Raw genomic sequence first — 22,661 nt, 5'->3', positions numbered from 1 at the left:
AAACCTGTGCCTATTGAATTATTTTAAGATTATCAGTCAATCTCCGATATAAGCTTTGAGGTGAATTCAGCTGCATCCAATCGTGTCACATCAGCCTTAGGTGAAAATGTATAAACAGCATTCTCATCAAGTATTCCGTTATTTATTGCCCACCTGACAGGCGTCCGTGCCCACGCGGAAATTTCCTCGACTTCTGTCAATTCATTAATGGCATTCCCTTCTATATCAGATACATCTGCTCCTTCATTCCTTGCATAGTTATAAAGCATTACAAGCATTTCCTGATAGGTAATATATGTATCAGGCCTGAATTCCCCCCCTGCCCCAGCTATAATGCCTTTGCTGTAAGCCCACTGAACCGGACCGCTGTATTCATCAAGGTCCTTTACATCAGTGAATTTTGAAGCAGTATCGCTCTTTAAGTCAGCACCTGCAAGATATGCAAGCAGCGAAATAAATTCTGCCCTTGTTATTTTTGGGTTCTGAGAGGATTTTTCTATTTTATCATCTTGTGCGGGTGCAGGAGCATCAGCTTTCTTTATAAGGCTCATGTTATCAAGCGTTACAATTATATTGCTGAAGTCGCTGCCGCCAAGGCTGAATACGAGAGCACAGTTTGAATCACTTTCCGGGGCGGTTACAGCAGCTTCGTAATGCCTCAGCTCATTATCTGCCTCTACAATGTCGGAATAATAGGCTGACCAAGGCTCATAATTTTGCTGGATATTGAACACAAGCGCAGTTTTCCGGCTGCACTTGTAATCAAATGAAAGAATATATTCGGCACCCTTTTCCAGCATAAAGGAGGAGGCATCAAACTGTGTGCTCCAGACCTCCTTCCCTGCATTTTTTATATTCATTGTCATTCCTATGTTATTTGATAATTCATATGTTAAGTCCACCTCCTGCTCATTTTGAAGCACCAAAACCGGGCATATTTCCAGTAAATTGGATTCAGCACTCAAAACCCTGCCCTCTTGGTTAACAAATATCCCATTCATAAAAGCTTCGCAGTTATAATAATCTGTAAGCCACTCTATACGCTTATCCAGCCAATTGCTGAGATACGTATAATGCTCCTTGTATTCGGAGAGCCCGGAAATTTGCGAGGGCTCAATATATACCTGCTTTCCCAGTACATTATCCCATTTTTCATAATTCCTGCAATAAGCGTTATAATTAGATTGAGCTTCTTCTATTACTATATCAGGCAATTTATCAATTTCCTTTTGCAATTCGTTCCAGCGCGCCTTTACAAGCTCACGGAACCATTTATAAGATAAAGCGTGACTGAACCATGGATTGGAATTTGCATTCAGGTTCAAAATATGATACGGGTTAAATCCTTTCCATTCATCAATTCCTTTTGTGCAGTTTGCATTTCCCATGCTAAGGTCATAGTCCCACATAGGTCCAAAGTATAATTTCCCGTTGTCATCCTTGTGCATATAAAAGCTGTCCCAGCCTGCATCAACATTTTTAATTATTTCATTGCCGATATATATATCAACTAAGGAATCTATATTTATATATTTTTCAATATCCTTTTGGTTTCCTTTAAGCAATAGATTATAAGCCTTTGTGATGTAGTTTGATATGTAATCAAGCTGCTTTTTTTTAATTGATTTATTTTCTGAAAGATCATTGTCAACAACATAGGTTGCCGTATCCACCCTGAACATATTTTCATCGCTGTATCTGGTCATTTCAACAAGATAGCCGTTATCCTGAACTTCATCCGGCTTGTCTGTTATATCCACACGGCTTTTGCTGATATTTACCTCCTCACAGAGCAAATATACACCTTGATATTCACCGTTAACATATAATTCTGCAGAGCAGCATTTTGGCGAATACGTCATAGCACTCAAAAAATCTGCCATATGATAGGCTGTAAAATTTCTCAGAAGAGAGCCGTCATAATAATTGGCTATCAAACACCATGTCTTTCCTTCTCCGTTCCCGATATTCAGCAGGTTCTGTTTTTCTTCAAATTTAATTTTGTAGCTTGGCTTATCTGCATACATTGAACTGTTTCCTCTAAGTCTTATCGACATATCGGCTCTAATCATTTCATAATTGCCCTTGGCATCAAGTATACTGATTTGTGCTTCAGAATATGTTTTGTCGGATTTGATTTCACTTTCTCCATTAGTATTGACAGAAATTATCGGCATCTCAAGCTGACTGCTTTTGATATCAGGTTCGGCTAATTTTCCAATAATGCTCTTTTCTGAAGCTAGCGCAGTATTATATCCAAGGATACATGCTGCCAAAACAATAATAATTACCCCTACTGATACAAATATTAATTTTTTCATGGTACTTCCCTCCATTATTTATTCACATAGTCAATTACTATCGGCTAAAAAAACAATTTCATAAGCCTATGGCTTGGGCTTTAGGCTTATTTAATTGACTATAGTAATTATATACTATATTTTTACTTATTTATCAAGTTTTTCTATGCATTTCACACAAATTTCTAGTGTTTAGTTTTTTGAGCTTTTCTAAAAAAAAAAGTCAAGTAAGTTCCAGAAGCCCTGAAACATACTCGACTGTGTCAATTATATCATATTTATTATTTTAGCTGGTTTTGAAAGCAGCCTGGGTTCTTATTTTTTTAGCTATAAAATATAGAAGAAACCCAAACTATCAGCCGATAGTAATTGACTAATAAAATAAAAATATTAGCAGTATTTATGAAAAAGCTTTAAACATACAGACTGTTATCAGCCTATTAAAGTTTTACATAAGCCTCTTCCACACTGGATACCATTTCAAATAAGTCTACCTCGCTTTTACCTACCCTGTTTACTTGTGACATAGCTATCGCGGATTCCAACATAACTGAAAATCTTCTTTTAAACGGCGTTTCAGTGTAGAATTTCATAATTTTTTCTACAAATGGCATAGCATCCTGTGCCATTGCCTTCTGCTCGCGTGCATCAATGATAAGCGCATATTCTCTCGGATTTACCTTTGAGCACACAGAGTTCATTTCTGCCAAATAATTCTTAACTTCATCCATATTTAGCATTCCTGAAATAGTTGCTTTTACTGCCTTTTTTGCTGAATCGACCTCAACCTTGTACATGTTATCGTCCTCCACCATAAAAATTTATAAAGCCAAATATATAATTAAAACTATATATTTATATCAAAATTATAGGTTATATGTCTAACTTTGTCAATCATGTGATTTATTTGAACTCAAATTTAGTTGAGTCCTATCAATATATGCGACATTTTTACTATTGATTATTTTCCCATTTAGAGGTAATATTTATTACAATATATGTTATATATTACATATTGTACATTATTGTAATATATTTACATTAGCACCATAAAAATACATTAGATAGGAGGAAAATGCTATGAGTACTGCCGTTAAAAATGTATTGAATAATGTTGTGTTCTGCCCGGTAAGTTTTGAGGATTTATCCTTTGAATTGCTGGATTCTACGGATACTGAGGCTGTCAAAGGCGCAGCGGAATGTCTGGCGGAATCTTTTGCCGGTGTGGAAATAGATGGTGTCCATATTAGCGAGCCTATGACTATTGCCTGCAAACTTTCTAAAGAAGATATGTTTGATTATGTCCATGGCTACTTGTCTGATTCAAGCAGGCAAAATTTAACCTACATTGCAAAGGATATATTTTCCGGAAATATTGTAGGTGTACTTGCATCCGAAAACTTTGACCCTGAAGAAGAAATTCCTGTTTTTGAAGGAAATATTGCGCCAATGAATATTATTTTAGCTTTTCTGGCTGATCTGGATGACAGGCTCGTTAAAACAATCGAACGCAAAACAGGCAATAAGGTGCATAAAAATGAATATGTACATGCCTTTATGGGAGGCTCCGTACTTAAAGACAAAAAAAGATTTGTTGTTATTAAGCTCTTTGAATGCCTGATTATTGATGCCACATTAAAAGGATACAAGGGGATTATAGGTGAAGCTACAAATCCCAAGTGTGTTAAAATGATCTCCGAATATTGTGGTTTCCATCAGGTTTATGATGTAAATGGCTATCCCATAATGGGTGATTATTCCAAGCATCCTGTTTTCAAATCCGTCCCGAAAGAAATTTCTGAAACATGCCGAATTATGTATAAACCACTGGATTTACAATTTGATATATAATTGACTAAAGTCAATTACGGTTCAAGCCTTTGCAACGATATATCGTCTTTTCAGGCAAATTGAGTTTTTAAGCTATTTTGAACGAAGTTTACCGCAAAACGCATTTTTATAAATTTTTACAGGTAAAAGCCATGTATATAAGGAAATGCTCTTCCAAATTATACATGGCTTTTACCTGTATACCCAGAGCTATGCCTTACGCAGCAGCCCCGTTTTTATTTGATTTTTAGCCTATGCTTTATTTGCCGCCGTAAAATTTCAAATAATTTTCAATATTAGCTCCCCAGTATGTACCATCATGATTTCCCTTATTCAAATGATACTGCGAATCCACGCCCTTAGACCTTAGTATGGTGTTCAGCTTCTCACAGCCTTCGTAAAATTGGTAGCTGTCCTCATCTCCGCAATCCAAATAAACCTTTAAGCCTGTAAGATCCTTATCCTGAGCTACCCGGAGAGGATCTCTCCCGTTTCTTAATTCCTCGGTGGGGTACACAAAAGACATTGCACTGCCGGAGTAACCATCCAGGAAAATAGCCGGACTGTGTCCGCCCACCTTGCTGAACATATCTGTATAAGTAAATGCCAAGTGCAGAGCTACCCAGCCTCCCATTGATAACCCGCCTACATAACGGCCTTCCTTCGCAGAGATTGTGCTATAATTTTTGTCAATATATGGAATTAATTCCTTGCAGAGATAATCCTCGTATAAGCCGGTATTAAAATAGGTGGAAGGAATTCCCCTCTCAACCGGTACTTTTGTTGAATTTATACCATAGCTGTTGTCAATTTGCGGAGCAACTATAATCAATGGTTCAATCTCTTTCTTTTCTATCAATTCATCCGCCTTTTTTTCCGTTTCAAGACCCGGTATCCATGTATCTTCATTTCCGGTATATCCATGAATCAAATAAAGCACAGGATATTCAAGCTTTTCACTGTAGCCTTCCGGCAGATAGACATTGACTTTCATTTCCTTGTTCAAGGCCTTGCTTGAAAAAGAAATTTTAGTATATCTGTCCTGAGAAGCCTTGCCCTCATCCTGTTCCATTGAAGTATCAGCGGCAGTTTTAGTATTATCAACCTTTTCAGTAGTATTTACATCTTTTTGACATCCGCTTATTATACAGCAAAACATAATAATAAAAATAAGTATACTGTTTGTTCGATATTTCATACATATTTCTCCTTAATATTAATTTTGCCATTCTGCCTGCAATTGATAGAACGGCATATCAGCCAGCTTCAAAATGGATTCAATCCTTAGGCACATCTGTATCAATATCCAATACTCTTAAACCCTTTGAAGCATCAAGCTCACTTCTTGTAACAACTATTTCACCCTTCTTGACAAATTCTACTTTTAAATTCAGATATGCCGCAAGAGCCTTACCCAAATTTTCAGAGCCATGCTCCGGAATCACAATCTTAGGGTTTAATTTGTCAATAATATGTTTTGTTTCTTCCAAATTCATTTTTGAGTTGGCATATTCAGGCTTTATACTTGCTTGCACCAGCAAAACATCTGCATTTTTTATTTTTTCCAGGGTTTCATCACTAGGCAGCTCACCCTGCGAAGCAAAATGGGCAATTTTTATGCCGTTGATTACATATGTAAAGATAATGTTTGTTTCGGCAGTATCTCCTTTATTGTGTTTTCCCGAATACCCATTTATTTTTATTCCCTTTTCGTCATATTCTCCTGTCTCTTTTATTAATTTATATGTACCCTGCAGTTTTGAAACATCTGTATGATCCGAATGCTGATGACTTTCTGTTACAATGTCAGGCTCAACGATTTCATCCATCATATAGGGATCAGCTACGATTTTTATTCCTTCGGGCGTCTCGAATTTGAAGCAGGCATAATTTTCAGGATATTTTTTAATCCAAATGCCATCAGTAAAGTCCTTTAAGCCTTTCTCTTCCGGTTCTTCCTTTACATCTGATTCCTGCTCCCCCAGGGAAGCCTCTCCGTTCGCAGCTATATTCTGTGCGGCTTTACCCGAACCTTTGTTTGAATCAGTTGGTTCTCCATTACTGAAAAAATTGGCATGGTTTAATAAAAAAGCCCCTCCAAAAAGTAAGACAAATACAATTAAAACCGTGGTTAAAATTTTTGTTTTACTCACTATATCCCCCCCTGAAATTTATTTCATTTCAATATATTTTGGTAAATTAATACCCTCCGGTTAATAATACAAGTTTTAAACCTTCAAAACCGGCTTGTTAAAAAAAACAAAAAATGACAGACCGAATTAACTTTCTAATCAGGCTGCCTTGAAGTAATTTTTAAGAAGAAAGTCAATTGCTATCGGCTAAAGAACTGATTCCATCGCCAAATAGCTTGAGTAATTGCCTTTAGTCATTATGTCCGGTTTTATTCAAAAAAAATGGTATACCTGCTCAATTAAAGCAATAATGCCTTATAGGAGTAAGTATACCATTATATGGTGAAAAATGATACATATTATTTCAATATTTTATAAGCAATGTAAGTTTGATTTACTGCATTTCATTTTACTTTCAGAGTCTTGAGATAAAGCTTTGCTTCATCACTGATCCTGTAGCTCTCAATCGCTTTTTGTATGGTTTTGTTGTGCGTCCACTTCTCCAATCGCTGCTCCAGAATATACGGTATAGCTGTCTCATACTGCTTTGCCAGTGCCGTTGCAAAATACCAGGCAATCATCATGTTTATATAATACTCATCCGAATGTATGTCAGCCACAAGCTCGAGCATATCCGGCCTGAAATTCTCATCAAGATAAAAACCCATGAGCATTCCTATTCCGAAGCGAACTGTATAAGTCCGGTCAGATTTCAGCCATTCATTAATTTTTTTGTAAAGCTCAGATAAATTCTTCTTGAATATTTTCGGTGAAAGCAAGTCACAGGTTGCCCAATTATCCACATAAGGAAGAAACTCATCAACAGCTGCAGCAGCAGTGCCATAATCCCTGATTGTTTCAATCAGAAAGCCGTGCAGGTTATTCTCTTCATAATAAGCATGAGGCAGAATTTTAATAAACTCCCGCCATTCCGGTGTTTTTGAATATTCCCTTGCTAACCTTCGCAGGTCAGGTGTCCTTACTCCTATAACAGTTTCCGGGTTTACAGTTGGCATAAGCTTTGACGCAAACTCTTTGTATTTAATATCTTGGAGTTCGAACAGCCGGTGCTGTATATTTTTTTCTATTTCATTCATATTGTTGTTTTGCCTTTCATCTAAAGTAACTCTCCCCTTACTCCACTGTAACCGACTTAGCCAAATTTCTGGGCTTATCAACATCACAGCCCTTTTCCAGAGCCATATAGTATGCAAAAAGCTGCAATGGTGTTACCGCTAAGACCGGAGATACCAGTGAGTCAACATCAGGTATTGTCAAAACCAGATCTGTTGTTTTTTCAAGCTCCTCCTTGTGTCTGTTCTGGGTTATTGCAAGCACCACAGCACCTCTTGCCTTGACCTCTCTTATATTGCTGACCATTTTATCAAACAGGGCATCCTGAGTCATCGGACACACTACCAATGTGCCTTTTTCTATCAGTGCTATTGTTCCATGCTTGAGCTCTCCGCCTGCATATGCCTCCGAGTGAATATACGAAATTTCCTTCAGCTTCAGCGAGCCTTCCATAGACAACGCATAGTCAAGGCTTCTTCCTATAAAGAAAATACTTTTGGCATTATAGTGCCTGTGGGCAAACTTCTGTATACTCTCCTTATCTTCAAGTATTGCCTCAATTCCGGACGGAATTTCTCTGAGGGATGACAATATTTCATCTGCTTCCTGCTTGCTTATTGTCCCCTTTTTCAGTCCAAAATCAAGTGCAATCAAATATAATGCCGTCAGCTGTGTATTGTATGCTTTTGTTGACGCAACAGCAATTTCAGGACCTGCCCATGTATACAGGACATCATCAGAGCTGCGTGCAATTGAGCTCCCAACGACATTTACTATTGAAACAATTCTGGAGCCTTTCTTTTTCGCCTCTCTTAATGCAAACAAGGTGTCAAGGGTTTCTCCCGACTGGCTTATAATAATTGTCAGCTCCTTATCTGTAATCAATGGATCGCGATATCTGAATTCAGATGCGACATCAACCTCAACAGATATCCTGCAAAGCTTCTCAATTATGTATTTGCCTACAACTCCCGCATGATAGGCGGTTCCGCAGGCTACAATGTGTATTTTCTGCAGCTTCTCAATATCTTCCTTAGTTATATTAATATTATCAAGCACAAGTTCCCCGTTTTTTACTCTTGGATTAAAGGTATCTCTGATAACCTTTGGTTCCTCATACATTTCCTTCATCATAAAATGCTCAAAACCGCCTTTTTCAGCTGCCTCAACATCCCAATCCACCTTGAAGATTTCTTTCTTCACAGGAGCGCCAAGGCTGTTGAAAACCTTCACGCTGTCCTTGGTCAGAACAGCTACCTCTTTATCCTCCAAAATATAGATATCCCTTGTATATTCAAGGATTGCAGGTATATCCGATGCAATAAAATTTTCTCCGTTTCCCAGACCAATTACCAGCGGACTATCCTTTCTTGCACACACAAACATATCCGAATCATCCTTGCATAAAACACCAAGCGCATAGGAGCCCTCTATCTCGTCAATAACCTTCATTACAGCCTCCAGAAGGTCACCCTTATAATAATATTCAACCAAATGGGCAACTACCTCCGTATCAGTATCCGATTTGAACACATATCCATTTTCAGCAAGAAACTCCTTTAATTGAATGTAATTTTCTATTATACCGTTATGAACAACAGCAATCTCACCTGACTGGCTTATATGAGGATGTGAATTAATATCGTTCGGCTCACCATGGGTGGCCCATCTGGTATGTCCTATTCCCATTACTCCGTCTAATTTTTCGGTTTTCAGCCTTTCCTCCAGTGATGACAATCTGCCCTTGCATTTCTCAACTCTCAGCCTTCCGTCTTCATTAATTGCTATTCCTGCGGAGTCATACCCTCTGTATTCAAGCTTTGAAAGACCGTTCAAAAGTACAGGTATTGCTTTTTTCATTCCTATATATCCAACTATTCCACACATAACTATTTATTCTCCTTTATAATTTACTTTTTAAATTTAATACCAGACACAAAACTTATAAATGTCCCTGCATGAATCCGGTACTCAAGGCAGCTTTCCATACGCGCAGACATACTTAAACGCTGATTCTCCGCATTGCTTTTTTAATAAAAACAGCCTTCTTTTTACGATTCATGGCCTGAACTGCATGAAACAAACAGCCTAAAAGCATAATTCGCCTAAAAAGCAATAGATATATTCGCTGATATTATTATAAGCATTTTTAATAAAAAACGGCATAACTCGCCCTTGAAATAATAATATATGATTTATAAGCTTTGTAAAAATATTTAAAACCGGTAGATTAACTTTCCCGAGCAATCTGCTAAAAACCTTATGATATCAGCAGATAGTCTGGTTTTGAGACCAAAATTCTGTACTGCTAAAGTATATTTTTTCTTTGGAATTGTTAATCTTGATAGATGAAAAAGATATGCTACAGGATCAGTTACATGAGACTGTTTTGTTTTGCAGTTGCCTGCAGTTTTTGCTTCGTCTCTTACGATTGTAACAACCGGAAGGTATCCGCCGAATACTTCGATACGGCACATCTTTTTGAGTGCCGCTTCCTTCTCCTCGTCAACAGATAAAATATCTGTCCTGGCGCTTTTTATTTATACTATAACCCTGTTTTTCCCACCTCCCTGCAATTCTTTTTTCCCTGCCACTCTTTCTGTTTACTTTATAATACGTTAATTGCACCGGATTTGTCAACAAAACGAATAATATTTTAAAATTATATAGCTCAACTTCCCCTCAAAAAAATCTATTGGTTCTCAGCCCCACCAACCGGTGGTTTCCAGCGAATCCCTTCAATATCCCCGAGCTTTCCGCCGGTAAGCTTGGACAGCCTGTGACTTTCAACCGGGAAAGCTGAATTATATAGTTTAAATAGGAATTTACAAATCACACTAACATTTATATTATTCATCCGGCTCCCTTATGCCAGTCTGCCTTCAATAACCCTTACAAGCTCTTTTGCACGTCTTGTTATGACCTCCTTATCCTTACCCTCAATCATTACTCTGACCAAGGGCTCAGTTCCCGAAGGCCTTATCAGCACTCTTCCTTCACCGTTAAATTCATCCTCAAGCTCCTTGCACATTTTCTTTATAACCTCATCCTCCAGATAATTGTTTTTCTTATCATTGGATACCTTTGCATTTATCAGAATCTGAGGCAAGACCTGAACGACAGCTGCAAGCTCAGAAAGCTTCCTTCCAGAATCCTTTAACACCTTTAAAAGCTGGATGCCGGTTACAAGTCCGTCACCGGTAGTATTATGCTCAAGGAAAATCACATGGCCCGACTGCTCTCCACCCAGCATATAGCCCTTATTCAGCATTTCCTCAAGCACATACCTGTCTCCTACTTTTGTCTTTTCAATTATCAAGCCGCTGCTTTTAGCCATTATGTCAAGCCCCATATTGCTCATTACCGTAGCCACTATTGTATTATGAGGCAGCATCCCTTTTGATTTAAGGTGCAAGCCTATTATCGCCAGTATCTGATCGCCGTCAATTATATTTCCGTTCTCGTCAACAGCCAATACCCTGTCTGCATCTCCGTCGAAAGCAAGACCCGCATCAGTTCCCGTTTCCTTAACATATGCCTGAAGCTGCTGCATATGTGTTGAACCGCACTTGCTGTTTATATTTGTCCCGTCAGGTTCATTGCTGATTACGTGTACCTTCGCATTCAAATCAAGCAGCGCCATTGGCGCAGTTTGAAAGGAGGCACCGTTTGCGCAGTCTATCGCAACCTTTAGCCCTTCTAAGTCACCTGAAATAGTACTTTTTGCAAAATTGACATAATCCTCAACGGCAGATTCCTTATACTCCTTAAACCCTACATTATGTCCGGTTGGCCTTGGCAATTCCTCGCCGCCGTTTAAAATGATTTCCTCAATTTTATCTTCAATTGCATCAGACAGCTTATACCCGTTTGCATTAAAAAACTTTATTCCGTTGAACTCAAAAGAATTGTGAGAAGCTGATATAACCACACCTGCATCAGCATCATAAAGCCTTGTCAGATATGCAATAGCAGGAGTAGGAATAACCCCTAGACTGACAGCCTTTGCACCCACAGAGCATATCCCGGATATCAATGCGGCTTCGAGCATATCTCCGGATATTCTCGTATCCATTCCTACCAATATCTTTGGTGTATGCTTGGTTTCTCCGGTAAGCACATACGCACCTGCCTGCCCAAGCTTATAAGCAAGCTCCGGAGTCAGCTCCAGATTCGCAACTCCTCTGACACCATCAGTTCCAAATAATTTCCCCATATAAATTAACCTCCGCCGTTCTCCGGCAATAAAATATAAATTTATCTACCCGATGCTTTCCATCAACTGCCGCAGCTGTAATATATTCCGGCAAAGCAGTTGATTACCTTGGCACAGCATATGTTTTAATAATCTGCTGTGCTATTTTTATACCGTCCACTGCCGCACTCACTATTCCTCCGGCATATCCGGCACCCTCTCCGGCAGGATAAAGGCCTGCCATTCCTATGCACTCAAAGGTATCGTTTCTTGGAATTCTCACCGGTGATGAGGTTCTGGTTTCTACCCCCGTCAGCAGCGCATCCTTCATTCCAAAGCCTTTAATCCTTTTATCAAAATATGCCATAGCCTCCTTCATACTGTCCGTTACATATTTAGGCAGGCATTCATTGATATCTGCACACCGGGTCTTCCCTGTGTAGCCGGGTTTCACGCTGCCAAGCCCTCCGGCCCTGTTATCCATAAAGTCCTCAAGCCTTTGCACAGGAGCATGGTTACTGCTTCCGCCCGCCTTATAGGCCAATCTTTCCCATATCCTCTGGAATTCAATACCTGCCAGAGGATGTGAAGTGCCAAAATCAGACGGGCCTACAGAAACTACAAGAGCACTGTTTGCATTTTCCCTGTCTCTTTTGTATTCACTCATACCATTAGTAACTATTGAATTTTGCTCAGAGGCAGACGCTACAACCAAGCCGCCGGGACACATACAAAACGAGTATGCGGTACGATTGCTCTGCTTGTGAAACAGCTGATAATCCGCGGCTCCAAGTGCAGGATGCCCGCTGGCTTCCCCATACTGTGCAGTATTAATAAGGCTTTGAGGATGCTCAATCCTTACACCGATGGAAAAGGGCTTTTGCTGAAAGGGTACTCCTCTGTTGTACAGCATTTCAAAGGTATCTCTGGCACTATGTCCAATAGCTGCCACAACTACGTTTGTGTCAATATTTGAATGCGTGTCGGTCAAAACCCCGCAAAGCTTTCCGTCACTTATATTAATATCAATCGCCTTTGTATCAAACAGAACAGTTCCGCCAAGCCTCTCAATCTCCATTCTCATATTTGCAACAACTCTTTTGAGAATATCTGTTCCGATATGAGGCTTTGACCTGTACAAAATTTCATCTGGCGCACCGAACCTGTGATATTCCTGTAAAACCTTGTCACACCTTGAGTCATTTATTCTGGTGGTAAGCTTGCCGTCGGAAAAGGTTCCCGCTCCGCCCTCACCGAACTGAACATTTGTATTGATATCCAGCTCTCCGCATTTCCAGTAATGCTCAACCTTCCTCGTTCTCTCTTCTACCTTGCTGCCTCTATCTATTATAACAGGCTTATAGCCATTCTGTGCCAGAATCAGCCCGCAAAAAATGCCCGACGGACCTGTGCCGATTATAAGAGGTCTGCCTGTTATCTGCCTGTCACCGGGGTTTAAGGGTTCTTCCTCCACATGCTTTAAAATTCTTATGTCTGGATTATCGGATATATGGATACCATCATTTATTTCACAGGAAATAGAATAAACAAAACGAATGCCAGGCTTTTTTCTGGCATCCACTGATTGCTTTACTATTTTTAAATTTTTTATATTGTTGAGTTTTATTTTAAGCTTTTGTACAGCCAGCTTTTCTAACTCTTTTTGTCCGTCATCCAGACCTGTTATTATATTTGATAATAGAAGCTTCATTTATTCCGCCTTTGATATTTTAACCGAAACTGACACCTTTTCCACCTGAGTGACGCCGTTTGGCAATATTACCGCAAGTGCAACATCATGCGTGCCTTCTTCCAAACCTTCAACATCAATACTTGGAATCAAGTCAGTAACCTTGACCTTACTTAAATCCTCAGTCTTGCCTTTTAGTTTAACGGTGACAGACTCTGCAAGCTCATAATTCAAAGAGCTGTCATCTGCCTTTCCTATTATAGTAATATTTTTTGAAGGAATCAACAAAGACTGCTCTACCAGTGGTATTATTTCTACCGTAACGCTTACCTCACGGGAGGACCCTACAAGCTTTACTCCGTCAGGCACTTGCAAGAGAGCCTGTTTTGTAAAGGTCTGAGTTGCATTTTCCAAGCTTATGGGAACAGTAGATACCTCATTTACTTGTGATAAGGTGTCTGCTTTTCCATCTATTTCGGTTAATAATATGCTTTCAGGATTTACTGTGCTTGTTCCTTCCACAAAGTCCTTATTTGGTTCGCCTTCCGTAATAGGTACAACCGGCACTCTTTTTCCGATTTCAATGCTTACAGTAACACTAAGGTCTTTGCTTAACTCGGGCATTTCCTCACCATTTTTATTATATACCCTGCACTTTTTCTGAATTTGCAAATCCCGGTCTAATCCTGAAATATCTATATACGTCTTTACTGAACCCACATTTGCAATGACAGAATCCAAGGCTTCGATTTTTACCGTATCAGGATCTGCCTTTTTGGATATAATTTCATATCCGCTCGCCAATTCACCGCTTGTCTCGACCTGAACAACAAACGGGTTCTCTTCTATCTTTCCTAAATCCAGCTCCACCGTTTTAACCTTTATATCAATGCTGTTTTCACTGAGATTTTCTCTTCCCATATAAACAGGAGCATTTAAGGCGACGACTCTGTCCTCAACAGTTTTTACCTTTGATAAATCAAGAGTCACCTCAAAGTCTTCATCCTTAATGGCATCCAGTATATCTGCTCTTTCACGCACCATAACTGTTGCATATTTTGAAAAAGTATTGGTATTTAAGACCAGTCCATATGTTTTAAGACTTTCCTCGTTTATTACATTTATAGGGACTGTATAATAACCCGTCTTAACAGGATTTACAGCAAACCAAAGCAATACTGCAAAGACTATTGAAAGTATTTTGTATGTCAAATCCTTTTTCAAGTATTCCTTCACTTTGATTTCCCCTTCCAAAGAGATAACTTCTTATTTACAGATTTCTTCTCCAATAAATTTTTGTTCAAGGCTTTTCTCAAGGTATCCGGTGTAAGATTTCTTGATAAGCCTCCGTTAAGAGCATAGGATATTTTCCCTGTTTCCTCGGATACTACAACAGAAATGCAATCTGATACCTCTGTAATTCCCAAAGCAGCTCTGTGCCTTGTACCAAGCTCTTTGCTCAGATTAGGATTGTCGGTGAGAGGCAAAAAACAGGCAGCTGATTTAAGCTTATTATCCCTTACTATTAAGGCTCCGTCGTGAAGAGGCGTATTCGGTGTGAAAATATTAATTATCAATTCGGCACTTATACTTGAATCCAGAGTTGTACCGGTATTTATAATCTCTCCCAGCTTTGTTTCCCGCTCAACAACTATAAGCGCGCCTGTTTTTGTCTTAGACAGCTCTGTGGCGGCTCTGACAATCTCTTCGATGGTATATGTTGTATTTATGACATCATCGTTTTCATCAAAATTAAAAAGGTCTCTTATATTGCTGCTTCTTCCCAACTGCTCCAGCCCTCTTCTTAACTCAGGCTGAAACAAAACAACAACCGCGAAACCTGCCAGTTCAATGGTTTTATTCAGTATAAAAGCCAGCGTCCTGAGCTGCAGCCATTCACTGAGCATTGCAATAACAAATATAACAACTATGCCTTTAACCAATTGCCATGCCCTTGTTTCTTTTCCAAGCTGTATTAACTTAAAAATAATATAAGAAACAATGCTTATATCAATGAATGATTTCAACATTTCAAGAGGATCATTAATAGGAATATATATAGATATAAAATTTATTATATTTTGAAAATTCTGTATCAGCGTGTCAAACAAATAATTCACACCCTTGCTCTGAGTCAAATTACCACCGGCTTAAACCGACAGTATTGCTTAATTTATTAGTTTGGGTTGGAGGCAAAGCCTACAAAATACTTTCACAAAATCAATCGTTGGGATAACCGCAATTGACTTGATGAAGGTAACATAATTATACACATTTATTTTAATATAAAAATGCTATACGTTAAATGGGTAAAAATAACTAATTTTACTGCAATCAAAAACTTATTTTTAGAACAAAACTTATAAAAGTCAATTACATCTTCTCAATCAATCGTACTATAGTTTGGGTTTAGGCTAAAGCCTCTCAAAAAACAAGCTCCGGTCAGTTCCAAAACAGCGAGAGTCCAACCGACCCCAGTGTTGTTCCTATAAGTACCACAGCCAATATAATTGCCACATATTTAACCCATTTTTTATGCATTATTAACCTCCAAGCCCGGTTTGGGCATATAATTTATAGTAAAGCAATCTGGCAGTACGCCAGCTATTACTGCAACTGCATCTTATTTCCTACAGGCTAAACTCCACACCCAGTTTCAGTACAAATTTTCAGATATTGAGCCATGCGCTTACATCTCCGTCACTTGGCATTCTCCAGTCTCCTCTGGGCGAAAGGCTTATAGAGCCGACCTTTGGCCCGTCAGGCAAGCACGAACGCTTAAACTGCTGGCTGAAGAATCTCCTTAGAAATGCTTTCAGCCAGCTTTCGACAGCTTCGCCGGAGTATTTCCCTTCAAAAGCCTGCTTTGCCATTGCTGATATTTTTGAAGGCTGCGCACCATACCTGACAAAATGATACAGAAAGAAATCATGCAGCTCATATGGTCCCACAATATCCTCTGTTTTCTGCCTTATTTGTCCTGCATCATCAGTAGGCAGCAATTCCGGACTTATGGGAGTATCAAGGATACTTAAAAGCACCTTGCTGGTTTCATCCTGAAATACGTAGTCAGCAGCCCACTGAACCAAATACTTCACAAGTGTTTTCGGCACTCCCGAATTAACCGCATACATGGACATATGGTCTCCATTATAGGTGCACCAGCCAAGGGCAAGCTCAGAAAGGTCTCCTGTTCCGATAACAAGTCCGCCTATTTTATTTGCAATGTCCATAAGTATCTGTGTTCTTTCCCGAGCCTGAACATTCTCATAGGTCACATCATATACGGAGGGGTCATGGCCTATATCCTCAAAATGCTTCATACATGCTTCTTTTATATCTATCTGATATGTTGTAACCTCCATAAGCCTCATCAGCTCAAGTGAATTATTCAGCGTATTATCAGAAGTACCAAAGCCCGGCATTGTTATGGCATGAATATTTTTTCTGTCAAGTCCAAGCCTGTCATATGTCTTTGCAATAACCAGCAGAGCCAGAGTGGAATCAAGTCCCCCTGAAATCCCGATTACACATTTTTCTATTCCTGTATGCTTCAGTCTTTTCCCAAGTCCTGAGGTCTGTATGCTGAATATCTCATTACATCGCTTATTCCTTACGCTCAGGTCTGAGGGTACAAACGGATGGGCATCAATATGCCTCTGGATTCTGTCCGTCTTAGGCTCCTCCAGAATAAAAGCAACCTTCCTGAACTTACAGTCTGTTGTCCTCTGTGTAAAAGAAGAATTCTTCAATCTTTCGCTTACCATTCTCTCTATATCAACATCACAAGCAATCAATTGCTCACCGAAGGAAAATCTCTCTGATTCAACCAAAAGCGAGCCATATTCACATATCAGGGCATGTCCTCCGAACACAAGGTCAGTGGTTGACTCATTGGCTCCCGACGAGGTGTATACATATGCCGCGGCACATTTGGCGGACTGCATTCTTATCATGCTTTCCCTGTATTCATGCTTTCCTACGATTTCATTACTGGCAGACAGGTTAAACAGCAGCGTTGCACCATTTAATGCCTGATAGCTGCTCGGCGGTATTGCTGTCCAGAGATCCTCGCATATTTCTATTCCAAAGCATAAGCCGCTTATATTTTCTGCTTCAAATAACAAATCTGTTCCGAAGGGAACAGTCTGACCCAATATTTTTATTGTTTCATTCTGCTTGTCAATTCCCGAGCAAAACCATCTTGCCTCATAAAACTCGCTGTAATTTGGTATAAAGCTCTTTGGAACCACGCCAAGAATAATGCCGGCTTTTATAACGGCTGCGCAATTATACAGCCTGCTGTTTATAAGAAGCGGCATACCCGCTATGATAATGCACTCCAATGTACGGGTTTGCTCCAGAATTGTTTTTAATCCGATAAGTGCTTCATTTTGTAAAGCCCTCTGTAAAAAAAGATCACCGCAGGTATACGACGTTATGGCCAATTCCGGAAAAGCAACTATCTGCGCTCCTTGCAAATGAGCTTGCTTGGCAGTTTCAATTATTTCAGCAGTATTATATTGACAGTTTGCAACCTTTAGCCTTGGTATGGCAGCTGCAACTCTAATAAATCCAAAATTCATTTAATCACCTGATTATATTTTTTATCCTTAGCAAATAAGCTATTCTTTCTGAAATTATATATTAATAATCATATATTTATAGTTTTTAATTTACTTAATTTAGTGTAACATATTTATGTTTTTGTTGTATATAGTAAAAATATCTTTTAAACTTCATTTTTAATGTTATACCGTCCTCTGGAACCGTTATACTTATCTATATAATATTTTTTATTTACCGCTATCCTGTTTAATATATATACCAGCCTGTCAATTTCCCCATAATCATTATACAATCCGAAGCTTATTCTTACAATTCCGGGAAATAATGAATCAGGATCGTTCATAAGCTCCTCCATTTCCTTCGGAGAATAGCCCAGAAGCTTCTCACAATAGGGATGGGAGCAGAAATAGCCGTTTCTTACTGCAATACCTGCTTCATAGGATAAAATAGCAGACATAAGAGAATGATGCACACCCTCCATATTAAAGGGTATGACACCAATCATTTCCTGCTTTCCGGGATGACCGTAAAACTTAATATCCGGTATGCTTTTCATTTTGTTGTAAGCATATTCAAGAAGGCTTTTCTCTTGGCTGAAAGCATTGTCCATACCTAGCTTTGACAAAGTTTTTATTGCCGATACCATTGCTACTGTTCCTATAAGATTAGGTGAGCCTGCTTCATTTTTTTGCGGAGGCTCCTCCCACCATATCCGTTCATGTGTTACAAGCTTTATTATACTTCCGCCCTGACTGTAAGGAAGGCAGTTTTCAAACACAGCTCCGGGGCCGATAAGCACACCGCTTCCATATGGGGCATACATTTTGTGCGCGGAGAAGGACAGATAATCAATATGAGCAGCGCTCTCAAAATCCTGCATATCCACAGCCATATGAGGAACCAGCTGCGCTCCGTCAACATGAATTTGCGCTCCGCTTCCATGTGCCATTACAGCCATTTTGTGTATATCATTGATATACCCTGTCACATTTGACGCCCCTGTTACAGAAACCAGCCTAATCCTGTCTTTATATTTTTTGAGTTTTGCTTCAAAATCCTCCAATGAAAGTCTTCCGAATTTATCAACCCCCACATAATCAACAAAAAACTTATCTCTCCACGGTAAATCATTCGAAGCATGCTCCATCCATGTAGACAGCACCACATCCCTGCCATCCTTATTCTGGCTCAATACAGACGCAAGCATATTTATTGAATCCGTGGTATTCTTTGTATAGATTACAACATCCCGTTTGCTGTCGGCGTTCACAAAGCGTTTGATTATATCTCTTCCCGCCTCAAAGGCTTCTGTGGACAGCATTGATTTATAGCCGCGGCCTCTATGTATCGAGGAATACCACGGCAAAAAATCTCTTACTTCCTTTTCCACTGAATAGAAGGGCGGAGTGGTAGCGGCATTATCGAAATTAACCCCCGTTATATATGTCCCGTCATCAAGAGGAACCTTTGCGTTTACTCCCACTACCATATCCCTGTACTTATTCTTGACCCCGCATTGGTAACAGCTGGCCGCCGGCTGATTAAAATTCCTTCCCGACCGATTGGAATTAAAAATAAACTGATTATTAAAAAAGCTGTTGAACATATAACCCCCCCTCACACCGAAATTCCGGCACAAAAACCTGCTAAAGAGTTCGTGGAGTCAATTACTAACAGCTAAAGCCGATAATTTGGGCCTGAGGCTGAAGCCCATATAGTCAATCTTCCATAGGCTACGGCTTTTAAATATAATTGACTCCACTAATATTATATTTTGCAGAAGTTAATATGCTACTGTATCAGGGAGTTTATTTACAAATGTTATCAGTTTAAGCCTTACCCTTCAGACCTTCCAATCTTTCAACAACCTTGCCGTACATATCCTGATATTTTTCCCTTTTTGCCTTTTCCTCTTCAATAACCTTTACCGGAGCCTTTGATACAAAGCCTTCGTTGTTCAGCTTACCGTTCACTCTTTTCAGCTCTCCTTCAAGGTTTGCCTTCTCTTTTGCCAGTCTTTCAATTTCCTTTTCAAAATCAATCAGCTCATCAAGAGGAATAAATATTTCAACTCCGGCAATAACAGTACCTACGGCATCTGCCGGAATGCCCTCCTTGCCGGATTGCACAACTGTTCCGGAAGCCCCTGCAAGCCTCTGGAAGAAAGCCTCTCCGGCTGCCAAGGTTGCTTTGTCTTCCTCTCCTGCCGCCACAAATATAACCTTTGCACGTTTTGCAGGCGGAACATTCATTTCGGCACGAATGTTTCTGATACTCCTGATTGCATCCATTATCGTTTTCATCTTTGCTTCATCTGCAGCAAAGTTCAGTTCCTCACTATATTCAGGCCATTCCGAAATCATTATGCTTTTTCCGTCATTTATAAGGTGGGTGTATATTTCCTCCGTAACAAACGGCATATAAGGATGCAGCAGCTTCATTGCATTTCCCAGAACAAAATTCAGAACATACTGAGCCTCGAGTCTTCCTTCACTTTCCCTGTCATAAAGCCTTGGCTTAACCATTTCAATATACCAGTCGCAGAATTCCTCCCAAATAAAGTCGTATATCTTCTGAAGCCCAAGACCCAGCTCGAATTTATCAATATTTTCAGTAACCTCTTTTGTCACTGTGTTTATTCTTGACATTACCCATTTGTCGGCAGCTGTAAGCTTATTCTTATCAACCTTGCCGAAATCAAGCCTCTCATCAAAATTCATCAGAACAAATCTGGAAGCATTCCAAACCTTGTTTGCAAAATTTCTGGCAGCTTCAACCTTCTCGTCTGAGAATCTTAAATCATTGCCTGGCGAATTGCCTATAACTAATGCAAATCTAAGCGCATCAGTACCGTACCTGGCAATTACCTCCAGAGGATCAATTCCGTTTCCGAGGGATTTGCTCATTTTCCTTCCCTGCGGGTCCCTGACAATACCATGAATAAATACATACTTAAACGGAGTCTCCTTCATATGCTCAACACCGGAGAATATCATTCTGGCAACCCAGAAAAATATTATATCGTAGCCTGTTACAAGAACATCCGTAGGATAGTAATATTGCAGATCCTCTGTTTTCTCAGGCCAGCCCAGAGTTGAAAAAGGCCAAAGTGCCGAGCTGAACCATGTATCAAGCGTATCCGGGTCCTGCTCTGTTTTTGTGCTTCCGCACTTTGAGCACTTATCCGGAGCCTCTCCCTGTACCATCATATTACCGCACTGCTGGCAGTAATATGCCGGGATTCTGTGTCCCCACCAAAGCTGTCTTGAAATACACCAATCCTGAATATTTTCCATCCAGTTATAATATATTTTTGAGAATCTTTCCGGCACAAATTTAGTATTTCCGCTTCTTACGGCTTCTATTGCAGGCTCTGCCAACGGCTTCATGCGGACATACCACTGCTTTGAGATAAACGGCTCGATAACTGTTCTGCATCTCTGGCAGGTACCAACATTGTGACTGTGATTTTCTATTTTTACCAGCAGACCAAGCTTATCAAGCTCCTCTACCATTTTTCTCCGGGCTTCATATCTGTCAAGACCTTTATATTGGCCTGCGTTATCATTCATTATTGCGTTGTCATCCATAATTCTTACCACAGGCAAATCATGCCTAAGTCCAACCTCAAAGTCGTTGGGGTCATGTGCGGGTGTAATTTTAACGCAGCCGGTGCCAAATTCCTTATCAACGTAAGAATCGGCTATAACAGGTATTTCCTTGTTTACAAGCGGAAGCACCAGAGTTTTCCCAACCAGATGAGCGTATCTTTCATCCTCGGGATTAACCGCAACAGCCGTATCTCCCAATAGTGTTTCCGGACGTGTTGTGGCTATTATTACAAACTCGTCACTGTCCTTAACGGGATATTTTATATGCCAGAAATGCCCTGCCTGCTCCTCGTATTCAACCTCTATATCGGAAATGGAGGTATTGCACTTAGGACACCAGTTTGTTATTCTCTCTCCTTTATAAATAAGCCCTTTATCATACAGCTTCAGGAACACCTCCTGAACTGCCTTTGACAAGCCTTCATCCATTGTAAAGCGTTCTCTTTCCCAGTCACAGGAGCTACCCAGCTTTTTGAGCTGCTCCGCTATTCTGCCGCCGTAAACCTTTCTCCATTCCCACGCTCTTTCCAAAAATTTCTCACGGCCTATCATGCCCTTTGTAATACCTTCTTTTGCCATAGCATCAACTATTTTGGCTTCTGTGGCAATACTGGCATGGTCTGTTCCCGGAAGCCACAATGCGCTGTAGCCCTGCATCCTCTTTGTTCTGGTTAGAATATCCTGCAGTGTATTGTCCAGTGCATGCCCCATATGAAGCTGTCCGGTTATATTAGGCGGCGGCATTACAATCGTATAGGGTTTTTTACTGCTGTCAGGAACCGCATGAAAATATCCCTCTTCCATCCATTTTTTGTAAAGTTTATCCTCAACCTGACCGGGATCATATTGTTTTGCAATGTTTTGCTGTTCGTCCATATTCGTGCCCTCCAATTTTATATTAATTCCTTATTCTGCTTTCAGCATTATTCTTCATGCCCTGCCGCTTCTACTCAGAATCTGCTTGAAACAAGCAGCAATATCAAACCTGGCACTGTAATAATAATCCCGGTTATCTTAATATTAAACATAGCCTTATTCAGCTTATACTCGTTCAGCTCTTCCTCGGACAATTCCTCCGCATACTTGCAATGCTGCCTCTGCACCAAATCAAATTTTTTCACTACAGCTCTTGATAGCAATACTGCCGCAAATCCCACAGCTATTATTGCCAGAGCAATTATATCTATTGTTTTCATTCCGATCCTCCCTCCGTCCCTTCCGTATGATATAAACCCCAAATACATGCTTTAATTACAAATT

General features: G+C 39.8%; 17 protein-coding genes. 1 reads left to right on the top strand and 16 read right to left on the bottom strand.

Annotated elements, in window-relative coordinates:
- Positions 1-32: 32 nt before the first annotated feature.
- Positions 33-2,321 (bottom strand): CotH kinase family protein, encoded by a 2,289-nt coding sequence (locus tag LY28_RS11160; RefSeq protein ID WP_110462274.1) that lies wholly within the window; start codon positions 2,319-2,321, stop codon positions 33-35.
- Between the two features lie 419 nt (positions 2,322-2,740).
- Positions 2,741-3,097 (bottom strand): hypothetical protein, encoded by a 357-nt coding sequence (locus LY28_RS11155; protein ID WP_110462273.1) that lies wholly within the window; start codon positions 3,095-3,097, stop codon positions 2,741-2,743.
- A gap of 283 nt (positions 3,098-3,380) precedes the next feature.
- On the opposite strand from LY28_RS11155, the gene LY28_RS11150 reads away from it, so the two are divergent.
- Positions 3,381-4,151, top strand: a complete 771-nt coding sequence (locus LY28_RS11150) for a hypothetical protein (protein WP_110462272.1) — start codon at positions 3,381-3,383, stop codon at positions 4,149-4,151.
- A 238-nt stretch (positions 4,152-4,389) separates the two neighbouring features.
- Here LY28_RS11150 and LY28_RS11145 read toward each other — a convergent pair whose 3' ends face one another.
- From LY28_RS11145 to LY28_RS11080, 14 genes are all read right to left on the bottom strand, one after another.
- Positions 4,390-5,328, bottom strand: coding sequence for an alpha/beta hydrolase (locus LY28_RS11145; RefSeq protein ID WP_110462271.1), 939 nt, complete (start codon positions 5,326-5,328; stop codon positions 4,390-4,392).
- A gap of 79 nt (positions 5,329-5,407) precedes the next feature.
- Positions 5,408-6,283: an MBL fold metallo-hydrolase gene (locus LY28_RS11140; protein WP_165835549.1), complete on the bottom strand. Its 876-nt coding sequence runs from the start codon at positions 6,281-6,283 to the stop codon at positions 5,408-5,410.
- A 383-nt stretch (positions 6,284-6,666) separates the two neighbouring features.
- Positions 6,667-7,359 (bottom strand): DNA alkylation repair protein, encoded by a 693-nt coding sequence (locus LY28_RS11135; protein ID WP_110462269.1) that lies wholly within the window; start codon positions 7,357-7,359, stop codon positions 6,667-6,669.
- A 37-nt stretch (positions 7,360-7,396) separates the two neighbouring features.
- Positions 7,397-9,223, bottom strand: a complete 1,827-nt coding sequence (gene glmS / locus LY28_RS11130) for a glutamine--fructose-6-phosphate transaminase (isomerizing) (protein WP_110462268.1) — start codon at positions 9,221-9,223, stop codon at positions 7,397-7,399.
- A 329-nt stretch (positions 9,224-9,552) separates the two neighbouring features.
- On the bottom strand, positions 9,553-9,813 hold the full coding sequence (locus LY28_RS11125; protein ID WP_110462267.1) for a hypothetical protein: 261 nt from the start codon (positions 9,811-9,813) through the stop codon (positions 9,553-9,555).
- A gap of 389 nt (positions 9,814-10,202) precedes the next feature.
- Positions 10,203-11,552 carry a phosphoglucosamine mutase gene (gene glmM, locus LY28_RS11120; RefSeq protein WP_110462266.1) on the bottom strand — a complete coding sequence of 450 codons (1,350 nt, stop codon included), beginning with the start codon at positions 11,550-11,552 and terminating at the stop codon, positions 10,203-10,205.
- A 103-nt stretch (positions 11,553-11,655) separates the two neighbouring features.
- Positions 11,656-13,242 (bottom strand): NAD(P)/FAD-dependent oxidoreductase, encoded by a 1,587-nt coding sequence (locus LY28_RS11115; protein WP_110462265.1) that lies wholly within the window; start codon positions 13,240-13,242, stop codon positions 11,656-11,658.
- Positions 13,243-14,457: a CdaR family protein gene (locus LY28_RS11110; RefSeq protein ID WP_110462264.1), complete on the bottom strand. Its 1,215-nt coding sequence runs from the start codon at positions 14,455-14,457 to the stop codon at positions 13,243-13,245.
- Positions 14,454-15,251 carry a diadenylate cyclase CdaA gene (gene cdaA / locus LY28_RS11105; protein WP_110462289.1) on the bottom strand — a complete coding sequence of 266 codons (798 nt, stop codon included), beginning with the start codon at positions 15,249-15,251 and terminating at the stop codon, positions 14,454-14,456. The genes LY28_RS11110 and cdaA overlap by 4 nt, the downstream gene beginning before the upstream one ends.
- A gap of 412 nt (positions 15,252-15,663) precedes the next feature.
- Positions 15,664-15,762: a transcriptional regulator gene (locus LY28_RS11100; protein WP_110462263.1), complete on the bottom strand. Its 99-nt coding sequence runs from the start codon at positions 15,760-15,762 to the stop codon at positions 15,664-15,666.
- A gap of 128 nt (positions 15,763-15,890) precedes the next feature.
- Positions 15,891-17,807, bottom strand: a complete 1,917-nt coding sequence (locus tag LY28_RS11095; protein WP_110462262.1) for an NAD(+) synthase — start codon at positions 17,805-17,807, stop codon at positions 15,891-15,893.
- A gap of 146 nt (positions 17,808-17,953) precedes the next feature.
- Entirely contained in the window at positions 17,954-19,279 is a 1,326-nt protein-coding gene (locus tag LY28_RS11090) for an aminotransferase class V-fold PLP-dependent enzyme (RefSeq protein ID WP_242981237.1), read from the bottom strand.
- Between the two features lie 340 nt (positions 19,280-19,619).
- On the bottom strand, positions 19,620-22,277 hold the full coding sequence (locus LY28_RS11085; protein WP_110462260.1) for a valine--tRNA ligase: 2,658 nt from the start codon (positions 22,275-22,277) through the stop codon (positions 19,620-19,622).
- A gap of 74 nt (positions 22,278-22,351) precedes the next feature.
- Positions 22,352-22,597: a hypothetical protein gene (locus LY28_RS11080; protein ID WP_110462259.1), complete on the bottom strand. Its 246-nt coding sequence runs from the start codon at positions 22,595-22,597 to the stop codon at positions 22,352-22,354.
- Between the last annotated feature and the right edge of the window lie 64 nt (positions 22,598-22,661).

Source organism: Ruminiclostridium sufflavum DSM 19573 (assembly GCF_003208175.1).
Classification (GTDB): domain Bacteria; phylum Bacillota; class Clostridia; order Acetivibrionales; family DSM-1351; genus Ruminiclostridium; species Ruminiclostridium sufflavum.
This window is presented reverse-complemented; position numbering and strand designations above follow the sequence as displayed.